Origin of the sequence: Streptomyces lavendulae subsp. lavendulae (assembly GCF_002803845.1) — a bacterium.
GTDB classification, from domain to species: domain Bacteria; phylum Actinomycetota; class Actinomycetes; order Streptomycetales; family Streptomycetaceae; genus Streptomyces; species Streptomyces lavendulae.
In genome coordinates this window covers 7206749-7225124 of sequence record NZ_CP024985.1, presented here as the reverse complement: position 1 = coordinate 7225124, position 18376 = coordinate 7206749, and the positions used below count along the sequence as shown (strand labels likewise).

Below are 18376 nucleotides of genomic sequence, written 5' to 3'. Positions count from 1 at the left end.
ACGGGTGTGCGGATCGGGAATCCGGTTGACAGGGTGGAGGGTATGAACTCCCAGCTCAACGACGCGACCGACGATCCGCAGGCGGCGGGCGCGGCCGGATGGACCACCACGCCGATCGGGGCGGACCTGCTGCGCGGCGCCCTCGAAGTGGAACGCACCGCGCACGGGGTACTGCCGCACCGGCTGCCGGCCCGGGCCCGCCGGCAGTTCCCCGATGCCTACCTCGCCACCGTCGAGACGCAGCCCTCCGGGGTCCGGCTGGTCTTCCGCACGCGGGCCACCACCGTCGAACTCGACGCGCTCCGCACCAAGAACGGCTACCGGGGCGTCCCGCCCCGCCCGGACGGCGTGTACGACCTGCTCGTGGACGGCCACCCGGCCGGTCAGGCCACCGCGAACGGCGGCAACGTCCTGATGGTGGACATGGCCACCGGCTCCGCGGAACTCGTGCCCGGACCGCCCGGCACCGTCCGTTTCGAGGGGCTGCCCGCCCGGCTCAAGGACGTCGAGATCTGGCTGCCGTACAACGAGGTCACCGAACTGATCGCGCTGCGCACCGACGCTCCGGTCGAACCGGCGCGGGAACACGGCCGCCGGGTGTGGCTGCACCACGGCAGTTCCATCAGCCACGGCTCCAACGCGGCGGGCCCGGCGACGATCTGGCCGGCGCTGGCCGCCTCGCTGGGCGGCGTGGAGCTGGTCAACCTGGGGCTGGGCGGCAACGCCCTGCTCGACCCGTTCACCGCGCGCGCCCTGCGGGACACCCCCGCGGACCTGATCAGCGTGAAGATCGGCATCAACATCGTCAACACCGATCTGATGCGGCTGCGGGCCTTCGGCCCGGCGGTGCACGGCTTCCTCGACACCATCCGCGAGGGACACCCCGACACTCCGCTGCTGGTCGTCTCCCCCATCCTGTGCCCGCTCCAGGAGGACACCCCGGGGCCGCTCGCCCCGGACCTGCGCGACGGGAAGCTGAGCTTCCGGGCCCTGGGGGATCCGGCGGAGGTCGCCGCCGGGCGGCTCACGCTCACCGTCATCCGCCGCGAGCTCGCCCGCATCACCGCGCAGCGCGGCGCCGACGACCCGAACCTGCACCACATCGACGGCCGTTCCCTCTACGGGGAGGCCGACTTCGCCGAGTTCCCGCTGCCGGACGGCCTGCACCCGGACCCGGCCGGCCACCGCCGGATCGGGGAGCGCTTCGCCGAGCTGGCCTTCGCCGAGGACGGCCCGTTCGGGGAGGGCCGGGCCGTCTGACGGACGGTCGTGCGGCCGGTTAGAGGGAATGGCGGGAGTTGACTGACGTGGTGGCTGACGTGGTGGCGTGGAGGCGGACCCATGTGGTGGGGAAGGTGACGCTGGAGGAGGCCGAGCGGCTCGCGCGCGCCTTCCTGCGCGGCGAGATCCGGGGGTGGACGGAGGACGGCTGGACGCTGGGGTGGGACGAGTGGGCGACCCGCGAGGACGGCTACGTGTTCGTGATCGCCCCGGTCGGCGGGGTACCCGTCGGGGCACCGGTGTTCGTCGGCCGGACCGACGGCGCGTGCCGGCTGATGCCGGCCCGGGAGTACTCCCGGCGCAGGCGCCCGCGCTCCATCGGGCCCTGTCCCGGGCCCGGCCCCGGCCCCGGGTCCGGGGCCGGAGCCGGGGCCGGAGCCGGAGCCGGAGCCGGAGCCGGAGCCGGAGCCGGAGCCGGGGCCGGGGCCGCCTGACGGTCATCCGCCGGACGCGGCCCGGGGTCCGCCGGCCGGACCGGGGAGCGGCCGTCAGGCGGGATCCGCGCCTCCGCCGTACCGGCTCCGCAGGAGGACCTTGTCCGGTTTGCCTGCCTCGGTGAGGGGCAGCCGGTCCATGACGTGGATCGCGGCCGGTTCGTACGCCGCCCCCAGGCGGGCGGTCACGAAGGCTCCGAGCTCCCGGGCGGCGTCCGGGGCCCGGCCCGCAGCGGTTACGACCGCGACGTGGAGTTCCTCGTCCCCGTCCGCCGCGCTGATCCCGAAGGCCGCGCAGCGGGCGACGGCCGGGTGGGCGTGCAGGACCTCCTCCACCTCCGCCGGGTGGAGATGGGCGCCCACGACGATGACCGTCTCCTTGAGCCGGTCGACGAGGTGGAGGTAGCCCCGGGCGTCGAGGAGCCCCAGGTCCCCGGTGGCCGTCCAGCCGTCCGGGACCGCCGCCGCCCCGGCCGGTTCGGGGCGCCCCCAGTAGCCGGCCATCGCCGTGGGCGTGCGGACGTGGACCTCCCCCGTACTCCCGGGCGGGAGCGCCATGCCCGAAGGATCCCGGATCTCGACGTCCACGCCGGGCAGCGGGCGGCCCGCGGTGACGCGCCCGCCGGGGCCGGTGACGGTGTGCTCGTGCGGAAGGACCTCGGAGATCGGACCCGTCTCGGTCTGCCCGTACGAACCGTGCAGGACGGGGCCGAAGACCTCCGCCGCCCGGCGCAGCCGCGCGGCGGACGCGGGGGTGCCCCCGTAGAAGAGGCGGCGCAGGGCGGAGACGTCGGTGGTGGCGAGGTCCGGGTGGTCCAGCAGCTCGTGGAGGAGGGGCGGCAGGAGCCAGAGGTCGGTGACGCCGTACCGCTCGACCGCCGCCAGGACCCCGGCCGGGTCGAAGCCCTCCTGCACGACGACGGAGCCGCCGGCGAGCAGGGTGGCGTCGGCGGCGATGCCGGCCACGTGCGCGAGGGCCGTGCAGGCGAGGAACCGGACGGAGGCGCCGGAGGGGAAGTGGGCGGCGTGCCCGGCCAGCATCCTCCGGTACGGGCCGTGGGACAGCCGGACCAGCTTGGGCGGGCCCGTGGTCCCGCCGGTGAAGCGCAGGCACCAGTCGTCCTCTGGGCGGACCGCGGCCGGGGGCGTCACGGGGTGCCGGTCGGGCTCGCCGTCGGTGAACAGGCCGGGGTCCAGGACCAGCCGCAGGGGCTCGGGGGTCCCGGTCGGCAGGTCCCGCGTGGCGGGGTCCACCAGGAGGAGGACCGCACCGGTGCTCTCCAGGATCCGCGCCCGTGCCGCGGCGGGCGAACCCGGGCTCAGGTGCACGACCCTGGCGCCGAGCAGGTTGGCTCCGTAGCGGGCGACGAGGGCCTCGGGATGGTTCCCGGTGAGCAGGGCGACGGTGCTCCCACGGGTGACGCCGCGGGCCGCCAGCAGCCGTGCGGCCCGGTGGATCCCGGCGTGGAGGGCGCGGGCGCCGACGGTCCGGTCGGCGGCGACGATCACGGGCCGGGCGGGCGGGTGGTCCGGGCGCGCGAGGACGGCGAGGAGGGCGTCCACGTAGCTCTCGTAGGGCGGTCGCGGGGATCCGGGCATGACGGTACTGCCCCCTTCTTGGTGGGGTCCTGTGGGAGGTGCGGGTGGTCCTCGGAGGTTAGGGGGCGCTCGTTCATGCCGTCCAAGACCGGCTCCGCCATGAGAACGTGCTCTCGGGGTTATGAAAGGGGGGCGGGCGGTGGACCTGCTGTCGTTGAGGTGCTTCCAGGTGGTCGCGCGGCACGAGCACATCAGCCGGGCCGCGGACGAACTGCGCACCGCCCAGCCGTCGGTGAGCCGGACGATCGCCCGGCTGGAAGCCGAGCTGGGGGTGCCGCTCTTCGACCGGCGGGGCCGCCGGATCCACCTCAACCGGCACGGCGCGGCCTTCCTGCTGCGGGTGGACCGGGCACTGGCCGAACTCGAAGACGGCCGCCGCGAGTTGGCGGACGTCGCGCGCGCCGGCGGGGGCGGCGAGGTGACGGTGGCGAGCGAGACCCTGCTGACCCTCACCGGGCTGCTGGCCCGTTTCCGCGCGGCCCGTCCCGGGGTCGACGTCCGGCTGCGGCAGGCGTCGGCCGACACGATGGCGCACCTGCTGCGGACCCGGGAGGCGGACCTGTGCTTCGCCTCGCAGCCGCTCGCCGGGCCCGCCCTGGAGTCGGTGGTGCTGCTCACCGAGGAGGTGCTGCTCGCGGTGCCCCGCGGCCACCGGCTGGCCGGGCGGGACCGGGTGGCGGTGGCGGAGCTGGCCGGGGAGCCGTTCGTCACCCCGGGGCGGGGGCACTGGCAGCGGGTGCTGGCCGAGCGGCTGTTCGATCGGGCCGGGGTACGGCCGACGGTCGTGTGCGAGGGGGACGAACCGGGGGCGGTACTGGACCTGGTCGCCGCCGGGCTCGGAGTGGCGCTGGTGCCGGCCCTCGCCCGGGAGTCCGGCACCCGGGACATCGTGGCCTGGGCCGGGCTGGCCTCGTCCGACGCCCGCCGGGAACTGCGCCTCGTCCGGGCCGGGGGCGCCTACGCGTCCCTGGGCGCCCGGAGCCTCGCGGACTTCGCGGTGGGGTACTTCGGGGACGCCTCCGCGCGGGCCGGCGGGGCGGCCGGGGGCGGCGGAACCGGCGCTCCGTAGGACGCCCGGCGCGGGGCGCGCGGGGCGGGGCGCGCGGGGCGGGGCGCGCGGGGCGGGGCCTTCGGGCGGGGTTCAGCCGAGGGTGGCGGCGTAGCCGGTCTGGAGGGCGTACTTCCATTCGGGGGCGGTGTTCCAGGGGTTGGGCATGACCGCGCTGGTGGCGTAGGCGTAGCCCGCGCCGCGTTCGAAGGCGGTGCGCAGCGTGGTGCGCATGGCCGCGGCGTCGGGGACGTCGTGGACGAGGTGCCAGAACGCGGTGCCGCTCGGGTCGAGTTCGGTGCCCGCGCGGTACCCGCCGAGCGGGTCGAACACGTTGCCGCCGCGCCAGCCGCCCGAGGTGTACGCCGCGTACGTGTCCTCGAAGGTGACGAAGACGTCGGCGGTGCGGTGGCCGGGTTCGAGGTAGCAGTCGGCGATGGCCGTGCCGGGGTTGTCGACGACCAGCTCGGCGGCGTCGGGGTCGGCGGCGTGCATCGTGTCCTGGACGTAGCGGCGCAGTGCGGCGTAGTGGTCGCGGGTGGCGTTGCCGGGGCCGCAGTCGCGGCTGACGACGTCGAAGAAGATGCCGTCCACATGGAGGCGTCCGCTCCCGTTCCCCGAGGGCTTGAGGTAGTTGTCGACGGAGGCCCTGACGGCGGCGGGGTCGCGTCTGCCGTGGTCGGTGTGGACGTAGCCGAGGACCTTGGTGCGCTCGCCCGTGGCCGTGGTCCCGGTGCGCAGGGCGTCCGCGCGGGCCTGCCACCGGGCGTCGAAGGGGGCGTCGCCGTTGCCCGGGTTGAGGACGACGACGGAGGGGGCGGGGCCGGTGGCGGAGAGGTCGGCCAGTACCGGGTCGTCGGCCCAGACGTAGGCGGGCACGGCTATCTCCAGACCGCGGACGCCGGGGGCCCGGGGTACGGGCGTGACCGTGGGGGCGGGTACGGAGGCGGGTGAGGGGGCGGCGCCCAGGGCGGGTTCCGCCCCGCCGGGTCTGGAGGGAGCGGGGCCGGGTGACGGACCCCGGTCGGCGCCGGCCGCGCGGTCGGCGCCGACCGCTCGGGCCGCCTCGGCCGGGGCGGGCGGGGCGGGCGCCGGGGCGGTGAGCAGCCAGGTGACCAGGACGGCGTACAGGGCCTTCACGGCGCGGGCGCGGGCCATGGGCTGTTTCCTCCGGCGGGGCAGGGGGTCGACCCGAGGAACAGTAGACGCGCGGCAAGTCGGTGAAGGGTGAACCACCCACATTGACGGGAGGAACAGGGAATCGATCCGTCACCTCGCCGTCCGAACACCCGCCGGGCGGCGCGGACGCCGGATGGCACGGACGCCGGATGGCACGGACGCCGGATGGCGCGGACTCCCCGTCAGACGGCGGGCAGTCCCACCTCGTGCGCCAGCCGGCCGACGGCGTGCGCGAAGAACGCGTCCCGCTCCTCGACGACCCGGTTGAACTGGCCGAACAGTTCGAAGGAGATCAGGCCGACGAGTTGCGCCCAGGCCGCGACCAGGGCGGCGGTCACCTCGGGCGGCAGACCCAGGGCGAAGTCGGCGGTCATCCGGTCCGCTTCGGAGCGCAGGGCGGCGGGCAGCGGCGGCAGGGACAGGCCGCGGCCCTCGTGGGCGGAGCGGAGGATGCCGATGAGGACGTTGGCGACCCGGGAGGCGGGGCCGATGGTGTCGGCGGGGGCGCTGTAGCCGGGGACCGGGGAGCCGTAGATCAAGGCGTACTCGTGGGGGTGCGCGAGCGCCCAGGCGCGGACCGCCCCACAGACGGCGATCCAGCGGGGGCGGGGCGCGGCACCGGCGGCGAGGGAGACCGCATCGGCCGTTTCGGCCGCGACGCCCACGCTGTCGTATGCGTCGATGATCAGGGCGGTCAGGAGTTCGTCGCGGCTCGGGAAGTAGCGGTAGAGGGCGGAGGAGACCATGCCCAGCTCGCGGGCAACGGCGCGCAGCGAGAGCTTGGCCGCGCCCTCGGCGGCGAGTCTGCGGCGCGCCTCGTCCTTGATGGCGGCGGTGACCTCAAGGCGGGCCCGTTCCCTGGCTCCTCGCACGGTGCTCATGCAGGTCAGTGTGCCATACATGTGGAGCAGTGCACAAAAACGGGAGCGGCGCTCATTTCGGAGAGCACTGCTCTTGTTTTGGTGCGGCGATCCGTGCACACTGGCCTCAAGCGAGAGCACTGCTCTCCCCATCCGCTCCGGAGGTCACCGTGAACGCGTCCGCCCCCTACTACGTCCAGGCCAGCCGACTCGGTACCCGCTTCAACGCCCTCCTCGGCCGGCTCGCCCGGGTCGGCATCAGCCTCGCCGGAACGGCCGAGCTCTCGGTGCGCGGCCGCAAGTCCGGCCAGATGCAGCGGATCCCCGTCAACCCGCACACCTACGACGGTGCCCAGTACCTGGTCTCGGCCCGGGGTCACTCCCAGTGGGTCCGCAACATGCGGGTGGCGGGCGGCGGCGAGCTGCGCGTGGGCCGCAAGGTCAGGACCTTCACCGTCACGGAGCTCACGGACCCGGCGCAGAAGGCGGAGGTGCTGCGCGCCTACCTGGAGAAGTGGGGCTGGGAGGTCAACCGGTTCTTCCAGGGCGTCACCGCGAAGTCCTCCGACGCCGAGCTCCGGGCGGCCGCCGGGGACCACCCGGTCTTCCGCATCACGGTGTCGGACTGAACCCCCGGCAACGGCCGTCCCCGCAGCGGCGCGGGCCCCGTACGGCCGTGGTGCGAGCGCCGGTGCGGTGCTCTAGCGTCGGAAGGGCGGGGGTGACCGATGCGCCGAGCCGGTCGACCCCCCGAGTGCCCGCTCCGCGCCGCCCCCGCCCGTGGTCCGGCGTACTCGCGGATCGCGTGACCGACCGAGAGAGCAGGTGCATCCGCATGCGTCCGTCGGCCCGTATCCCCAGCATCCTCGCCGGCCTGGTCCTCGCCGCCGGCGGAGCCCTCGTCGTCGCCCCGGCCGCCTCCGCCAGCGTCCAGCAGTGCCAGCAGTACGTCGTGTCGCACGGGAAGTCGTCCACGGCCGACGTCGCCCAGGCCTGCTACCAGGGCGCCATCGGCAACCAGACCAGCTGCGTCGCGAGCCTGAAGGCGGCCGGCATCTCCACGGACGTCTCGAACGGCGCCTGCCGCGCGGCCCACTAGCCGGCCCACCACCCGGCCCGCGGGTGCGGAGGGCCGCCGGAGCGGCCCTCCGCCGTCGGATCAGCCCCGGCCGTTGCGGGCCTGACGGGCGTCCAGCAGGTGCAGCGCCTTCCGCGCGAGCGGGTACGTACGCACCAGGTCGGCCAGCGTCGTCGACCCGCGGGTGATGCGGGCGAACGCCAGCCACGCGGGCCGCAGACCCGTGAGCGCCGCGTGGAACATCCCGGGGCGGGACTCGAACAGGCTCAGCATCCGCTTGCCGACGCCCATCTCCACGCCCAGCCCGGCCTTGACCGCGAAGGCGTAGTTGAGCGCCTGGCGCCGGGCGTCCACCGCGTCCTGCGCCTCCGAGATCTTGACGGCCCACTCCCCCGCGAGCCGCCCCGAGCGCAGCGCGAAGGAGATGCCCTCACGGGTCCAAGGCTCCAAGAGGCCGGCCGCGTCACCCGCCACCAGCACCCGGCCGCGCGAGAGCGGCGAACCGGGCTTGCGGCAGCGGGTCAGGTGCCCGGAGGAGACGGCCGGTTCGAAACCGGCGAGGCCCAGCCGGGCGATGAAGTCGTCCAGGTACCGCTTGGTCGCGGCGCCCTCGCCCTTCGCCGAGATGACCCCGACGGTGAGGGTGTCGCCCTTGGGGAAGACCCATCCGTAACTGCCGGGCAGCGGACCCCAGTCGATGAGGACGCGGCCCTTCCAGTCGTCGGCGACCGTCTGCGGGACGGGGATCTCCGCCTCCAGGCCGAGGTCGACCTGGTCCATCTCGACCCCCACGTGGGCGCCGATCCGGCTGGCGCTGCCGTCCGCGCCGACCACGGCACGGGCGAGCACCGTCTCGCCGTCGGCCAGGACCACGGCGACCGTGCGCCGGTCGGGCACCGCCGCGCCGTGTTGTTCGACGCGGGACACGGCCGTACCCGTACGGAGCGTCGCGCCGGCCTTCTCGGCCTCCACGACCAGCGCGGCGTCGAACTCCGGCCGGTTGATGAGCCCGAAGAGCATGCCCTTCGAGCGCCGGGTGCGGGCCAGCTTCCCGTCGTAGGAGAAGGTGACCGCGTGGATGCGGTCCTTGAAGGGCAGGACGAAGCCCGGCGGGAGGGCGTCGCGCGAGGGGCCGATGATGCCGCCGCCACAGGTCTTGTACCGGGGCAGTTCGGCCTTCTCCAGAAGCAGGACGCGGCGCCCCGCCGTGGCCGCCGCGTAGGCCGCCGAGGCGCCGGCCGGTCCCGCGCCGACCACGACGACGTCCCAGACCTCGCCGGTGCCCTCGGGTACCGCCTCGGAAGCGGCCGTCTCGGGAAGCCCGTCGGGGGACGGCACGGGAGCCGGCAGGTGGACCGGTACGGGGGCCTCCCCCGCCGCCCCGCCGGGAACGGCGTCCGCGTCCGCCGCCGCTGCCGCGACCGTCTCGGTCGGCGCCGCTGCTTCTGCGTCCGCCTCCGCCTCCACCGTGACCGCGGCCGTCACCTCGGCCGCACCCGCGGCCGTTCCGTCCTGCGGACCCTTCCGGGCCGCCGTGTCCGTCCCTTCCCTCCCCCCGGCGTCCGTCCCTGCGTCCGCCCCCCGAGCGACCTGTCCTGCGCCTGCGCCGTGTACGTCGTCGTCGCTGCTCACGATGTGCTGCTGCTCCTGATCACGCGGTTGCTCCGATGCCGTGGAAATCCTACGGCGAGAGTGCCGCCCGACCCTCTGTGCGAGGATCGGGACTGTCTTTCGCCTTACTTCCGCCGTACCCCGGCACTTACACCAACGTCGCACCCACGAGGAGCGTGCCCATGTCCCAGAATCCGATCGCCGAGACCATCGCCTCGCTGATGCCCCGCGCCAAGGCGGAGCTGACGGAGCTGGTGGCCTTCCAGTCGGTCGCGGACTGGGCCCAGTTCCCCAAGAGCGAGAGCGAGGGCGCCGCGAACTGGGTGGCCGACGCCCTGCGCGCCGAGGGCTTCCAGGACGTGGCCCTGCTCGACACGCCTGACGGCACCCAGTCGGTGTACGGCTTCCTGCCCGGCCCCGAGGGCGCCCCGACCGTGCTGCTCTACGCCCACTACGACGTCCAGCCGCCGCTGGACGACGACGCCTGGGTCTCCCCCGCCTTCGAACTGACCGAGCGCGACGGCCGCTGGTACGGGCGCGGCGCGGCCGACTGCAAGGGCGGCTTCATCATGCACCTGCTGGCGCTGCGCGCGCTGAAGGCGAACGGCGGCGTGCCGGTCGCCGTGAAGGTGATCGTCGAGGGCTCGGAGGAGCAGGGCACCGGCGGTCTGCAGCAGTACGCCGAGGCGCACCCGGAGCTGCTCGCCGCCGACACCATCGTCATCGGCGACGCGGGCAACTTCCGCCTGGGCCTGCCCACGGTGACGGCCACCCTGCGCGGCATGACGCTCGTCAAGGTGAAGATCGACACGCTGGGCGGCAACCTGCACTCGGGCATGTTCGGCGGCGTCGCCCCCGACGCGCTGGCCGCGCTGATCCGCCTGCTGGACTCGCTGCGCTCGGCGGACGGTTCGACCACCGTCGACGGACTGGCCTCGGACGCGGTGTGGGAGGGCCTGCAGTACCCGGAGGCGGACTTCCGGGCCGACGCCAAGGTGCTCGACGGGGTCGGCCTGATCGGCGAGGGCACGATCGCGGACCGGCTGTGGGCCCGTCCGGCCGTCACCGTGCTCGGCATCGACTGCCCGCCGGTGATCGGCGCCACCCCCTCGGTGCACGCGAGCGCGGGCGCGCTGATCAGCCTGCGCGTGCCGCCGGGTGTGGACACCGCCGAGGCCATCAAGCTGCTGGAGGCGCACCTGATCGCGCACACCCCGTGGCAGGCGAAGCTGGAGCTTGAGGTCGTCGGCCAGGGGCAGCCCTTCCAGGCCGACACCTCCAGCCCGGCGTACGCCTCGATGGCGGCGGCCATGCAGGTCGCCTACCCCGGCCAGGAGATGCAGGTCAGCGGCATGGGCGGGTCCATCCCGCTCTGCAACACGCTGACGTCGCTGTACCCGGAGGCGGAGATGCTGCTGATCGGCCTGAGCGAGCCGGAGGCGCAGATCCACGCGGTGAACGAGAGCGTCTCCCCGGAGGAGCTGGAGCGCCTGTCGGTGGCCGAGGCCCTCTTCCTCGTCAACTACGCGGAGTCCAAGCGCGCCTGAGTCCCGCGGGGACCCGCCCGGCCCGTGGACACACGGGCCGGGCGGCCCTCCCCCGGCCCTGGGTCCGGGGCTCCGGGTTCCCGTGCCCCTGCGCTCTGCGCGTACTCCGCTCCCGGCGAAGTCGTGTGCGGGGGCCGGGGCCGGCTGCCTACGTTCGCGGCATGGAACTCGTCGAAGTCATCCCGAACCGCCTGCACATGCTGCGCTTCCCCATCGGCCAGGCCTACCTCTGGCAGGACGAGGGGGCCCTGACGCTGATCGACGCCGGACACGCCGGGTCCGCCGACGCCATCGAGGAGGCGATACGTTCCCTCGGTCTCGCACCCGAACGGCTGGAACGGATCGTCCTCACCCACTGCCACCGCGACCACGTCGGCGCGGCCGGTGAGCTCGCCGCCCGCCGGGGCGCGGAGGTGGCGGCGCACCGGCTGGACGCCCCGGTCATCCGCGGTGAGCAGCCGGTCCCCGAACCGGTGCTGCTGGACTGGGAGCTCCCCCTCTACGCGCACGGCCTCACGGTTCCCGAGGCCCCGCCCACCCCGGTCGACCGGGAGCTCCTGGACGGGGAGGTGCTGCCGTTCGGCGGTGGGGCGGTCGTGGTCCACGCGCCCGGTCACACCCCGGGCAGCATCGGCGTCCATCTGCCGCGGCACGGGGTGCTGTTCACGGGGGACTGCGTCGCGGGGGTGGGACAGGTGATGCCGGGTGTGTTCAACGTGGACCGGGACCAGGCACTCGCCTCCTTCCGGCGGCTGGCCGCCCTGGACCCGGCGGTGGCCTGTTTCGGCCATGGAGACCCCTGTGTGACGGAGACGGCGGCCACCCTCCGGGCGGCGGCGCAGGCCCCCGCGCACGCGGGCTGAGCGGCCGGGCCGCGCGGCCCCGCAGACGCGCGGGCGCGCGGGCGCACAGACGCGCGGGGCCGCGCGGCGTCAGGTCCCGTCCCGGTCCTGGGGCTTGGCCCGTACGTGCATGCGCTCGCCCTGCCTCCCGAAGAGGCTCAGGATCTCGACGGGCTGCCCGTCCGCGCTGCTGAACCAGTGGGGCAGGCGGGTGTCGAACTCGGCGGCCTCGCCGGGCCCGAGGACGAGGTCGTGGTCGGCGAGGACGAGGCGCAGCCGGCCGTTGAGCACGTAGAGCCACTCGTAGCCCTCGTGCGTGCGGTGGTCGGGTTCGGGACCCCGGTCCGTGATGATCATCTTGTACGCCTGGAGGGGGCCCGGACTCCGCGTCAGGGGCACGAAGGTACCGCCGTTGGGCAGCGGGTGGGGCTTCAGCCGGACCCGGGGGTCCCCCACCTCGGGCGCCCCGACGAGGTCGTCGAGGGGCACCCGGTACGCGCCGGCGAGCGGGAGCAGCAGCTCCAGGCTCGGACGGCGCTGCCCGGCCTCCAGGCGGGACAGGGTGCTCTTGGAGATGCCGGTCGCCTCGGAGAGGGCGGCCAGGGTGAGGCCGCGCTGGGCGCGCAGCCGCTTGAGCCGGGGAGCCACCTCGTCGAGGACCGTCTGGTACGGGGCCGGTGTGTCCATGCGGGCATTCCACCCCGGTTTCCCGGAATCGGCAACAGGAGTTGCCGGATCCCTCCCGCCAGGCCCACCCTCCTCGGCATGAACGCACCGAAGGACCCCGCACAGCACCACGACCTTTCCGGCCGCGCCCCGGCCCCCGCCCCCGCCCCCGCCCCCGCCCACCGGCACGGCGACGCCCACACCCACGGCCACACGCACGGCCACGCCCACCACGCCGTCGCCGACGACCTCGACTGGGAGCTCCTGGCAGGCCACCTGGAGGCCAGTGGCGAGCTGCACGTCCCCGCCCACCGCGCCGCCGCGGCCCGCCTGAGCGAACTCCTCGGCGGTGGCCGCGAGGTCCGGCGCGTCCTCGACATCGGCAGCGGGCCCGGCGTGATGACCTGCGTGCTCGCCGAGGCCTTCCCGGAGGCCGAGGTCGTCGCCGTCGACGGCACGCCCGCACTGCTCGACCGCGCCCTGGCGCGCGCCGGGCGGCTCGGCCTCTCCGGCCGGGTGGGCGTCCACCACGCCCGGCTGCCGGAAGGCCTGGCCGACGGGGCCCTGGGGGCGGCGGACCTGGTCTGGAGCAGCGAGGCCGTGCACCATCTCGGGGACCAGCAGGGCGCGCTGGACGCCCTGGCCCGGGTCCTGCGCCCCGGGGGGATGCTCGCCGTGGCCGAGAGCGGCCTGCCCATGCGGTTCCTCCCCCGCGACCTCGGCTTCGGCAGGCCGGGGCTGCAGGCCCGGCTCGACGCCCTCCAGGAGGACCGGTACCAGGCCATGCGGGCCGGGCTGCCCGGCAGCGTCCCCGTGGCCGAGGACTGGCCGGCGATGCTCCGGCGCGCCGGGCTGACCGGGGTGGGCGCCTTCACCACCCTGCTCGACCTGCCCGCCCCCCTCGGCGAGCCGGGCCGCGACTTCCTGCACTCCCGGCTGACCCGGCTGCGGGACGCGTCGGACGGCTCCCTGGACGCGCTGGACCTGGAGACCCTCGACCGTCTGCTCGACCCGGCCGCGGCGGAGGGCCTGCGGCGGCGTCCCGACGTCTTCCTGCTGTCGGCCGCCACGGTCTTCGCCGGAAAGCGCCCGGTCCTGTGAAGCCGGAGCGGCCACGGCCCGCGGCCCGGTGGGCGCTCGCGGGCCTCGCCCTGTCCATGCTGCTGTCCTCGCTGGGCACGAGCATCGCCAACGTCGGCCTGCCGGCCCTGGCGCAGGCATTCGACGCCTCCTTCCAGGCGGTGCAGTGGATCGTCCTCGCGTACCTCCTCGCCGTCACCACCCTGATCGTCAGCGTCGGACGGCTCGGTGACCTCGTCGGGCGGCGGCGGCTGCTGCTGGCCGGCATCCTGCTGTTCACCGGGGCCTCGGTCCTGTGCGGGCTTGCGCCCACCCTGTGGCTGCTGATCGCCGCCCGGGCGGCGCAGGGCCTGGGAGCGGCCGTCATGATGGCCCTCACCATGGCCTTCGTCGGCGAGACCGTCTCCAAGGAGGCCACCGGCCGGGCCATGGGGCTGCTCGGCACCACCTCGGCCATCGGCACCGCCCTGGGGCCGTCGCTGGGCGGGGTGCTGCTCGCCGGACCCGGCTGGCGGGCGGTCTTCCTCGTCAACGCGCCGCTCGGCGTCCTCGCGTTCCTCCTGGCGCGGCGGCACCTGCCCGCCGACCGGCCCGGATCCCGGGCGGGGCGGGCCCGCTTCGACCGCGCGGGCACCCTGCTGCTCGCGGCGGCCCTGGGCGCGTACGCGCTCGCCCTGACCCGGGGCGCCGGCTCGTCCGGCCCGCTCACGTTCGTGCTGCTGGCGGCCGCCGGTCTGGGGGCCGTCGCCTTCGTGCGCGTCGAGGCGCGCGCGGCCTCGCCGCTGATCCGGCCGTCGGCGTTCCGCGACCGGGCCCTGAGCACGAGCCTCGGCATGAGCGCGCTCGTCTCGACGGTGATGATGTCGACGCTGGTGGTGGGCCCGTTCCACCTCTCCCGCGCGCTCGGGCTCGCCCCCGCGACCGTCGGACTGGTCCTGTCGGCGGGGCCGTTGGTCGCCGCGGCGGCCGGTGTGCCGGCCGGCCGCCTCGTGGACCGGTTCGGTGCGCGGCGCACGACGTTCGCCGGGCTCACCGCCATGGCGGCCGGCACAGGCCTGCTGTCGCTGCTCCCGGTCCGCCTGGGGATACCCGGCTACGTGGGCCCGCTGGCGGTCCTCACCCTCGGCTACGCGGTGTTCCAGACGGCCAACAACACCGCCGTCATGGCGGAGGTCCACCCGGACCGGCGGGGCGTCGTCTCGGGCCTGCTCAACCTGTCGCGCAACCTCGGGCTGGTCACCGGGGCCTCGGTCATGGGCGCCGTGTTCGCCCTCGCCTCGGGGGCGGCGGACGTCACGACGGCGGGCCCGGATGCGGTCGCCGGCGGAACGCGGACCGCCTTCGCGGTCGCCGCCGCCCTGATCGCCACGGCCCTCGCCCTCGCCGCCTACGGCCGCTCCCCGGCGGACCGGCGCCCCCGCGCCGGGGCGGCCGGCCCGGGCGGCGGGGGCGTACCCCGGCCTCAGGGTGTCGGGCGACCCGCCTCCAGGTACAGCGGGTGGCCCCGCTCGCGGGCGCGCAGGGCCCAGCGCAGCCGTTCGTAGCGCTGCGGCGGCAACAGCCCGGCGGCCTCCGTCTCGGTGACGAACCGCCAGGCGCGCAGCTCCGGCCCCGGCAGCCGCAGGCGCTCCGCGTCCTGCCGCGTCAGCCGGCCGCCGTCGAACAGCAGCCGCAGGCCCCCGTAGGCCGGTGAGCGGGGCGGCTCCCAGTCGACCACGAGCAGCCCCGGGACCTGTTCCAGGGTCAGGCCCAGCTCCTCCGCGACCTCCCGTACGCCCGCGCACGCCGGTGCCTCGCCCGCCTCGACCACGCCGCCCGGGAACTCCCAGCCCGGTTTGTACGTCGGATCCACCAGGAGCACCCGGTCCTGGTCGTCGAAGAGCAGCACCCCCGCCGCCACCGTCTCCCGCGTCGGCTCCGGGGTCTGCACGATGTCGCAGATCCCCGCCGCGTCGGTGCGGACGGCCTCCGCGATCCGCTCGGCGGTCTCCCGTGCCGTCAGCGGACCGTTGTCGATGACGTGCGCGTCGGCGGTGAGCCAGCCCAGCGCCTGCCGGTACACGGGGATGTGGTCGTACGCCCAGGTCCTGTCCCGGGGGTCCGCCGGTTCGGGCTCCGTCTCCTGACGCCGTGCGATGCGCTCCCGCAGGATCGTTTCCGCCGGGGCCAGGAGCACGTGCCGCACCGGGATCCGGCGAGCGGCCAGAGCCCCGAAGATCTCATCGCGGTACTCCTGGCGCAGCAGTGTCATCGGCACCACCAGCACCCCGCCCAGCTCGGCGAGCATCGCCGCGGCCGCGTCCACGACGAGCCGCCGCCAGCTCGGCAGGTCCTGGTAGTCGCAGACCTCGGCCAGGCGTTTGTGCGGCAGGAGCCGGCGCAGCGCGTCGCCTATGAGCTCCGGGTCGTACAGGGTGCCGTCGGGCAGGAGCCCGGCCAGTTCGCGCGCCGTGCTGGTCTTCCCGGCACCGAACGTGCCGTTGATCCAGACAATCACGTCTACCCCTCTCCCAATGGCTCGTCTCCGAAGCCCCCTGTGGCTTGCCCGCACCACCCTGCCACGGAAACCCGCTCACCGGCCGAGTGCTTATCCTCAAGGTCAGCGGCGGGATCCAGCCCCGCCACCGTCACCTCCGGAGGTCGTCCCGCCGTGCCGCAGACCCGCCAGCCGTCCGAGCCCCGCTACGGCAACCGGCCGACCATGAAGGACGTGGCGGCCCGGGCGGGCGTGGGCCTGAAGACGGTCTCACGGGTCGTCAACGGCGAGCCGGGGGTCACCCCGGACACCGAGCGGCGGGTCCAGGAGGCCATCGAGGCCCTCGGGTTCCGCCGCAACGACAGCGCGCGGGTGCTCCGCAAGGGCCGCACCGCGACCGTGGGCCTGGTCCTGGAGGACCTCGCCGACCCCTTCTACGGTCCCCTCAACCGGGCCGTCGAGGAGGTGGCCCGGGCGCACGGCGCCCTGCTCATCAACGGCTCCAGTGCCGAGGACCCGGACCGCGAGAGGGAGTTGGCGCTCGCGCTGTGCGCCCGCCGGGTGGACGGGCTGATCGTGATCCCGGCCGGGGAGGACCACCGCTACCTGGAGCCCGAGATCCGCGCGGGCGTGGCGACCGTGTTCGTGGACCGTCCGGCCGGCCGGATCGAGGCGGACGTCGTCCTCTCCGACAGCTTTGGCGGCGCCCGCGACGGGGTGGCCCACCTGATCGCCGGCGGCCACCGGCGGATCGGCTTCATCGGCGACAGCCCCCGCATCCACACCGCCACCGAACGTCTGCGCGGCTACCGCGAGGCCATGGGCCGGGCGGGCCTGCCGGTGGCCGACGCGTGGGTGTCGCTCGGCGCGACGGCCCCCGGCCGGGTCACGGCGGCGACCCGGTCGATGCTGGAGGGACCCGATCCGGTGACGGCGGTCTTCGCGGGCAACAACCGGGTGACCGTGACGGTGGTCCGCGTCCTGGCCGAACACCCCCGCCCGGTGGCACTGGTCGGCTTCGACGACTTCGAGCTGGCCGACCTGCTGCGTCCGGGCGTCACGGTGGTGGCCCAGGACGCGGCGGCCCTGGGCCGGGTGGCCACGGACCGGCTCTTCCAGCGCCTGGCCGGCGCCGCCCCGCCCCCGTCCCGCATCGAGCTCCCCACCCGCCTGATCCCCCGCGGCTCGGGCGAACTCCCGCCGGCCCACTGAGCGCAGCCCCGGCCGGGAGCGTCCGGGCGGGGCTGCGGGTCGGGTGGCGGCGGGGCCGCTCAGGCGGGGCCGGTCAGGCGGTGGCCGTCAGGGTGGCCGAGCGGCGGGGGATGGCGAAGGCGTCGAGCTCGGCGCGGGTCAGGCCGGTCAGGGCGGTGACCTCGTCGGTGCCGACCGCGCCGCAGTCCAGGCCGCGGACCAGGTAGCCGGCCAGGGCCTTCGCGGTGGCGGGCTCGTCCATCACGTCGCCCTCGATCTTGGCCACGTACGCCTTCAGGCGCGCCGCCGCGGCCTCCAGGCCCTCGCGGTAGAACGTGAACACCGCCGCGTAGCGGGTCGGGAGGTGGCCCGGGTGCATGTCCCAGCCCTGGTAGTAGGCGCGGGCCAGGGCGCGGCGGGTGAGGCCGTAGTGCAGCTTCCAGGCCTCGTGGACCTTGTCGGTGGTGCCGATCGGCAGGACGTTCGTCGAGCCGTCGGAGACGCGTACGCCGGTGCCGGCGGCCGCGACCTGCATGATCGCCTTGGCGTGGTCGGCGGCCGGGTGGTCGCTGGCCTGGTACGCGGCGGAGACACCGACGCAGGCGCTGTAGTCGAAGGTGCCGTAGTGCAGGCCGGTGGCGCGGCCCTTGGCGGCCTCGATCATCCGGGCGACGGTGGCGGTGCCGTCCGAGGCCAGGATGGACTGGCTGGTCTCGATCTGGATCTCGAAGCCGATCCGGCCGGGGCGCAGGCCGCGGGTGGTCTCGAAGGCCTCCAGCAGCTTGACGAAGGCGCTGACCTGCTCGGCGTAGGTGACCTTGGGGAGGGTCAGCACGAGGCCCTCGGGGAGGCCGCCGTGCTCCAGGAGGCCGGAGAGGAAGACGTCCGTGGTGCGGATGCCGCGGTCACGGACGTTGGACTCCATGCACTTCATGCGGATGCCCATGTACGGGGCGTTCGCGCCGTTGGCGAAGGCCTCCGAGACGAGGCGGGCGGCGCGGGCCGCGGCCTGGTCCTCCTCCTCGTCGGAGCGGACGCCGAAACCGTCCTCGAAGTCCACGCGGAGGTCCTCGATGGGCTCGGAGGCGAGCTTGGCGCGGACGCGGTCGTAGACGGGGACGGCCAGTTCGTCGGAGATGCCGAGCACCTTGGCGAAGGTGGCGGCGTCCGGGGCGTGCTCGTCGAGGGCCGCGAGGGCCTGGTCGCCCCAGGAGCGGATGGTGTCGGCGGTGAAGACGTCACCGGGGACGTAGACGGTGTGGATGGGCTGGCGGGTGCCGGGGTCGCCCGGGTAGTGACGCGCGAGTTCCGCGTCCACCGGCGCCAGGGAGGCGCTGATGCCCTCGCTGACCGCGCCTGCGAGGCTCGTCGCCACCTTCTCCTGCTGACCCATCGTGCACTCTCCTCTTTTCCGCTTCACGGAAGCTTAGATCCGCATAGCAGAATTTAGCCACGGGGTTCCGCTCCGTCAATGGTGCCCCCGC

At 75.0% G+C, this 18376-nt stretch carries 17 protein-coding genes; 10 read left to right on the top strand and 7 right to left on the bottom strand.

All coding sequences use genetic code 11. The features are described from left to right. Window positions 1-42: 42 nt before the first annotated feature. Together SLAV_RS32340 and SLAV_RS41635 are read left to right on the top strand one after the other, a co-directional pair. Complete coding sequence (locus tag SLAV_RS32340) at window positions 43-1260, top strand: GDSL-type esterase/lipase family protein (protein ID WP_078950424.1); 1218 nt, start codon at window positions 43-45, stop codon at window positions 1258-1260. Window positions 1261-1310: 50 nt separating this feature from the next. Further along, complete coding sequence (locus tag SLAV_RS41635) at window positions 1311-1715, top strand: hypothetical protein (protein ID WP_167456813.1); 405 nt, start codon at window positions 1311-1313, stop codon at window positions 1713-1715. A 54-nt stretch (window positions 1716-1769) separates the two neighbouring features. On the opposite strand, the gene SLAV_RS32330 is transcribed toward SLAV_RS41635, so the two are convergent. After that, complete coding sequence (locus SLAV_RS32330; protein WP_030232872.1) at window positions 1770-3314, bottom strand: class I adenylate-forming enzyme family protein; 1545 nt, start codon at window positions 3312-3314, stop codon at window positions 1770-1772. Window positions 3315-3453: 139 nt separating this feature from the next. Here SLAV_RS32330 and SLAV_RS32325 point away from each other — a divergent pair, with 139 nt between their 5' ends. Continuing rightward, window positions 3454-4383, top strand: a complete 930-nt coding sequence (locus SLAV_RS32325) for a LysR family transcriptional regulator (protein WP_051841108.1) — start codon at window positions 3454-3456, stop codon at window positions 4381-4383. A gap of 72 nt (window positions 4384-4455) precedes the next feature. Here SLAV_RS32325 and SLAV_RS32320 read toward each other — a convergent pair whose 3' ends face one another. Both SLAV_RS32320 and SLAV_RS32315 read right to left on the bottom strand, forming a co-directional pair. Continuing rightward, entirely contained in the window at window positions 4456-5520 is a 1065-nt protein-coding gene (locus SLAV_RS32320; RefSeq protein ID WP_234333698.1) for a spherulation-specific family 4 protein, read from the bottom strand. Between the two features lie 203 nt (window positions 5521-5723). Beyond that, window positions 5724-6422 (bottom strand): TetR/AcrR family transcriptional regulator, encoded by a 699-nt coding sequence (locus SLAV_RS32315; protein ID WP_030232863.1) that lies wholly within the window; start codon window positions 6420-6422, stop codon window positions 5724-5726. Window positions 6423-6571: 149 nt separating this feature from the next. Between SLAV_RS32315 and SLAV_RS32310 the strand changes: the two genes are divergently transcribed. Both SLAV_RS32310 and SLAV_RS32305 read left to right on the top strand, forming a co-directional pair. Continuing rightward, window positions 6572-7030 (top strand): nitroreductase/quinone reductase family protein, encoded by a 459-nt coding sequence (locus SLAV_RS32310; protein ID WP_030232861.1) that lies wholly within the window; start codon window positions 6572-6574, stop codon window positions 7028-7030. A 206-nt stretch (window positions 7031-7236) separates the two neighbouring features. Next, entirely contained in the window at window positions 7237-7500 is a 264-nt protein-coding gene (locus SLAV_RS32305) for a hypothetical protein (protein ID WP_078950423.1), read from the top strand. 60 nt (window positions 7501-7560) lie between these two features. Here SLAV_RS32305 and SLAV_RS32300 read toward each other — a convergent pair whose 3' ends face one another. Then, window positions 7561-8736 carry a geranylgeranyl reductase family protein gene (locus SLAV_RS32300; RefSeq protein ID WP_030232856.1) on the bottom strand — a complete coding sequence of 392 codons (1176 nt, stop codon included), beginning with the start codon at window positions 8734-8736 and terminating at the stop codon, window positions 7561-7563. A gap of 536 nt (window positions 8737-9272) precedes the next feature. On the opposite strand from SLAV_RS32300, the gene SLAV_RS32295 reads away from it, so the two are divergent. Both SLAV_RS32295 and SLAV_RS32290 read left to right on the top strand, forming a co-directional pair. Then, entirely contained in the window at window positions 9273-10637 is a 1365-nt protein-coding gene (locus tag SLAV_RS32295) for a dipeptidase (RefSeq protein ID WP_030232853.1), read from the top strand. Between the two features lie 161 nt (window positions 10638-10798). Beyond that, window positions 10799-11500, top strand: a complete 702-nt coding sequence (locus SLAV_RS32290; RefSeq protein WP_030232850.1) for an MBL fold metallo-hydrolase — start codon at window positions 10799-10801, stop codon at window positions 11498-11500. A gap of 69 nt (window positions 11501-11569) precedes the next feature. Here the strand turns inward: SLAV_RS32290 and SLAV_RS32285 are convergent, their stop codons facing one another. Next, complete coding sequence (locus SLAV_RS32285; protein ID WP_030232847.1) at window positions 11570-12166, bottom strand: helix-turn-helix domain-containing protein; 597 nt, start codon at window positions 12164-12166, stop codon at window positions 11570-11572. Window positions 12167-12244: 78 nt separating this feature from the next. Here SLAV_RS32285 and SLAV_RS32280 point away from each other — a divergent pair, with 78 nt between their 5' ends. Both SLAV_RS32280 and SLAV_RS32275 read left to right on the top strand, forming a co-directional pair. Continuing rightward, window positions 12245-13246, top strand: coding sequence for a class I SAM-dependent methyltransferase (locus tag SLAV_RS32280; RefSeq protein ID WP_078950422.1), 1002 nt, complete (start codon window positions 12245-12247; stop codon window positions 13244-13246). Continuing rightward, window positions 13243-14769, top strand: a complete 1527-nt coding sequence (locus tag SLAV_RS32275) for an MFS transporter (protein WP_234333697.1) — start codon at window positions 13243-13245, stop codon at window positions 14767-14769. The genes SLAV_RS32280 and SLAV_RS32275 overlap by 4 nt, the downstream gene beginning before the upstream one ends. Here SLAV_RS32275 and SLAV_RS32270 read toward each other — a convergent pair. Beyond that, entirely contained in the window at window positions 14688-15722 is a 1035-nt protein-coding gene (locus SLAV_RS32270; protein ID WP_030232840.1) for an NUDIX hydrolase, read from the bottom strand. The genes SLAV_RS32275 and SLAV_RS32270 overlap by 82 nt on opposite strands. A 204-nt stretch (window positions 15723-15926) precedes the next feature. Here SLAV_RS32270 and SLAV_RS32265 point away from each other — a divergent pair, with 204 nt between their 5' ends. Continuing rightward, window positions 15927-16913, top strand: a complete 987-nt coding sequence (locus tag SLAV_RS32265; RefSeq protein ID WP_391283049.1) for a LacI family DNA-binding transcriptional regulator — start codon at window positions 15927-15929, stop codon at window positions 16911-16913. A 73-nt stretch (window positions 16914-16986) separates the two neighbouring features. On the opposite strand, the gene SLAV_RS32260 is transcribed toward SLAV_RS32265, so the two are convergent. Next, the gene (locus SLAV_RS32260; RefSeq protein ID WP_030232834.1) at window positions 16987-18285 is read right to left on the bottom strand and encodes a DUF6986 family protein; all 1299 of its coding nucleotides are present in this window, start codon (window positions 18283-18285) and stop codon (window positions 16987-16989) included. Between the last annotated feature and the right edge of the window lie 91 nt (window positions 18286-18376).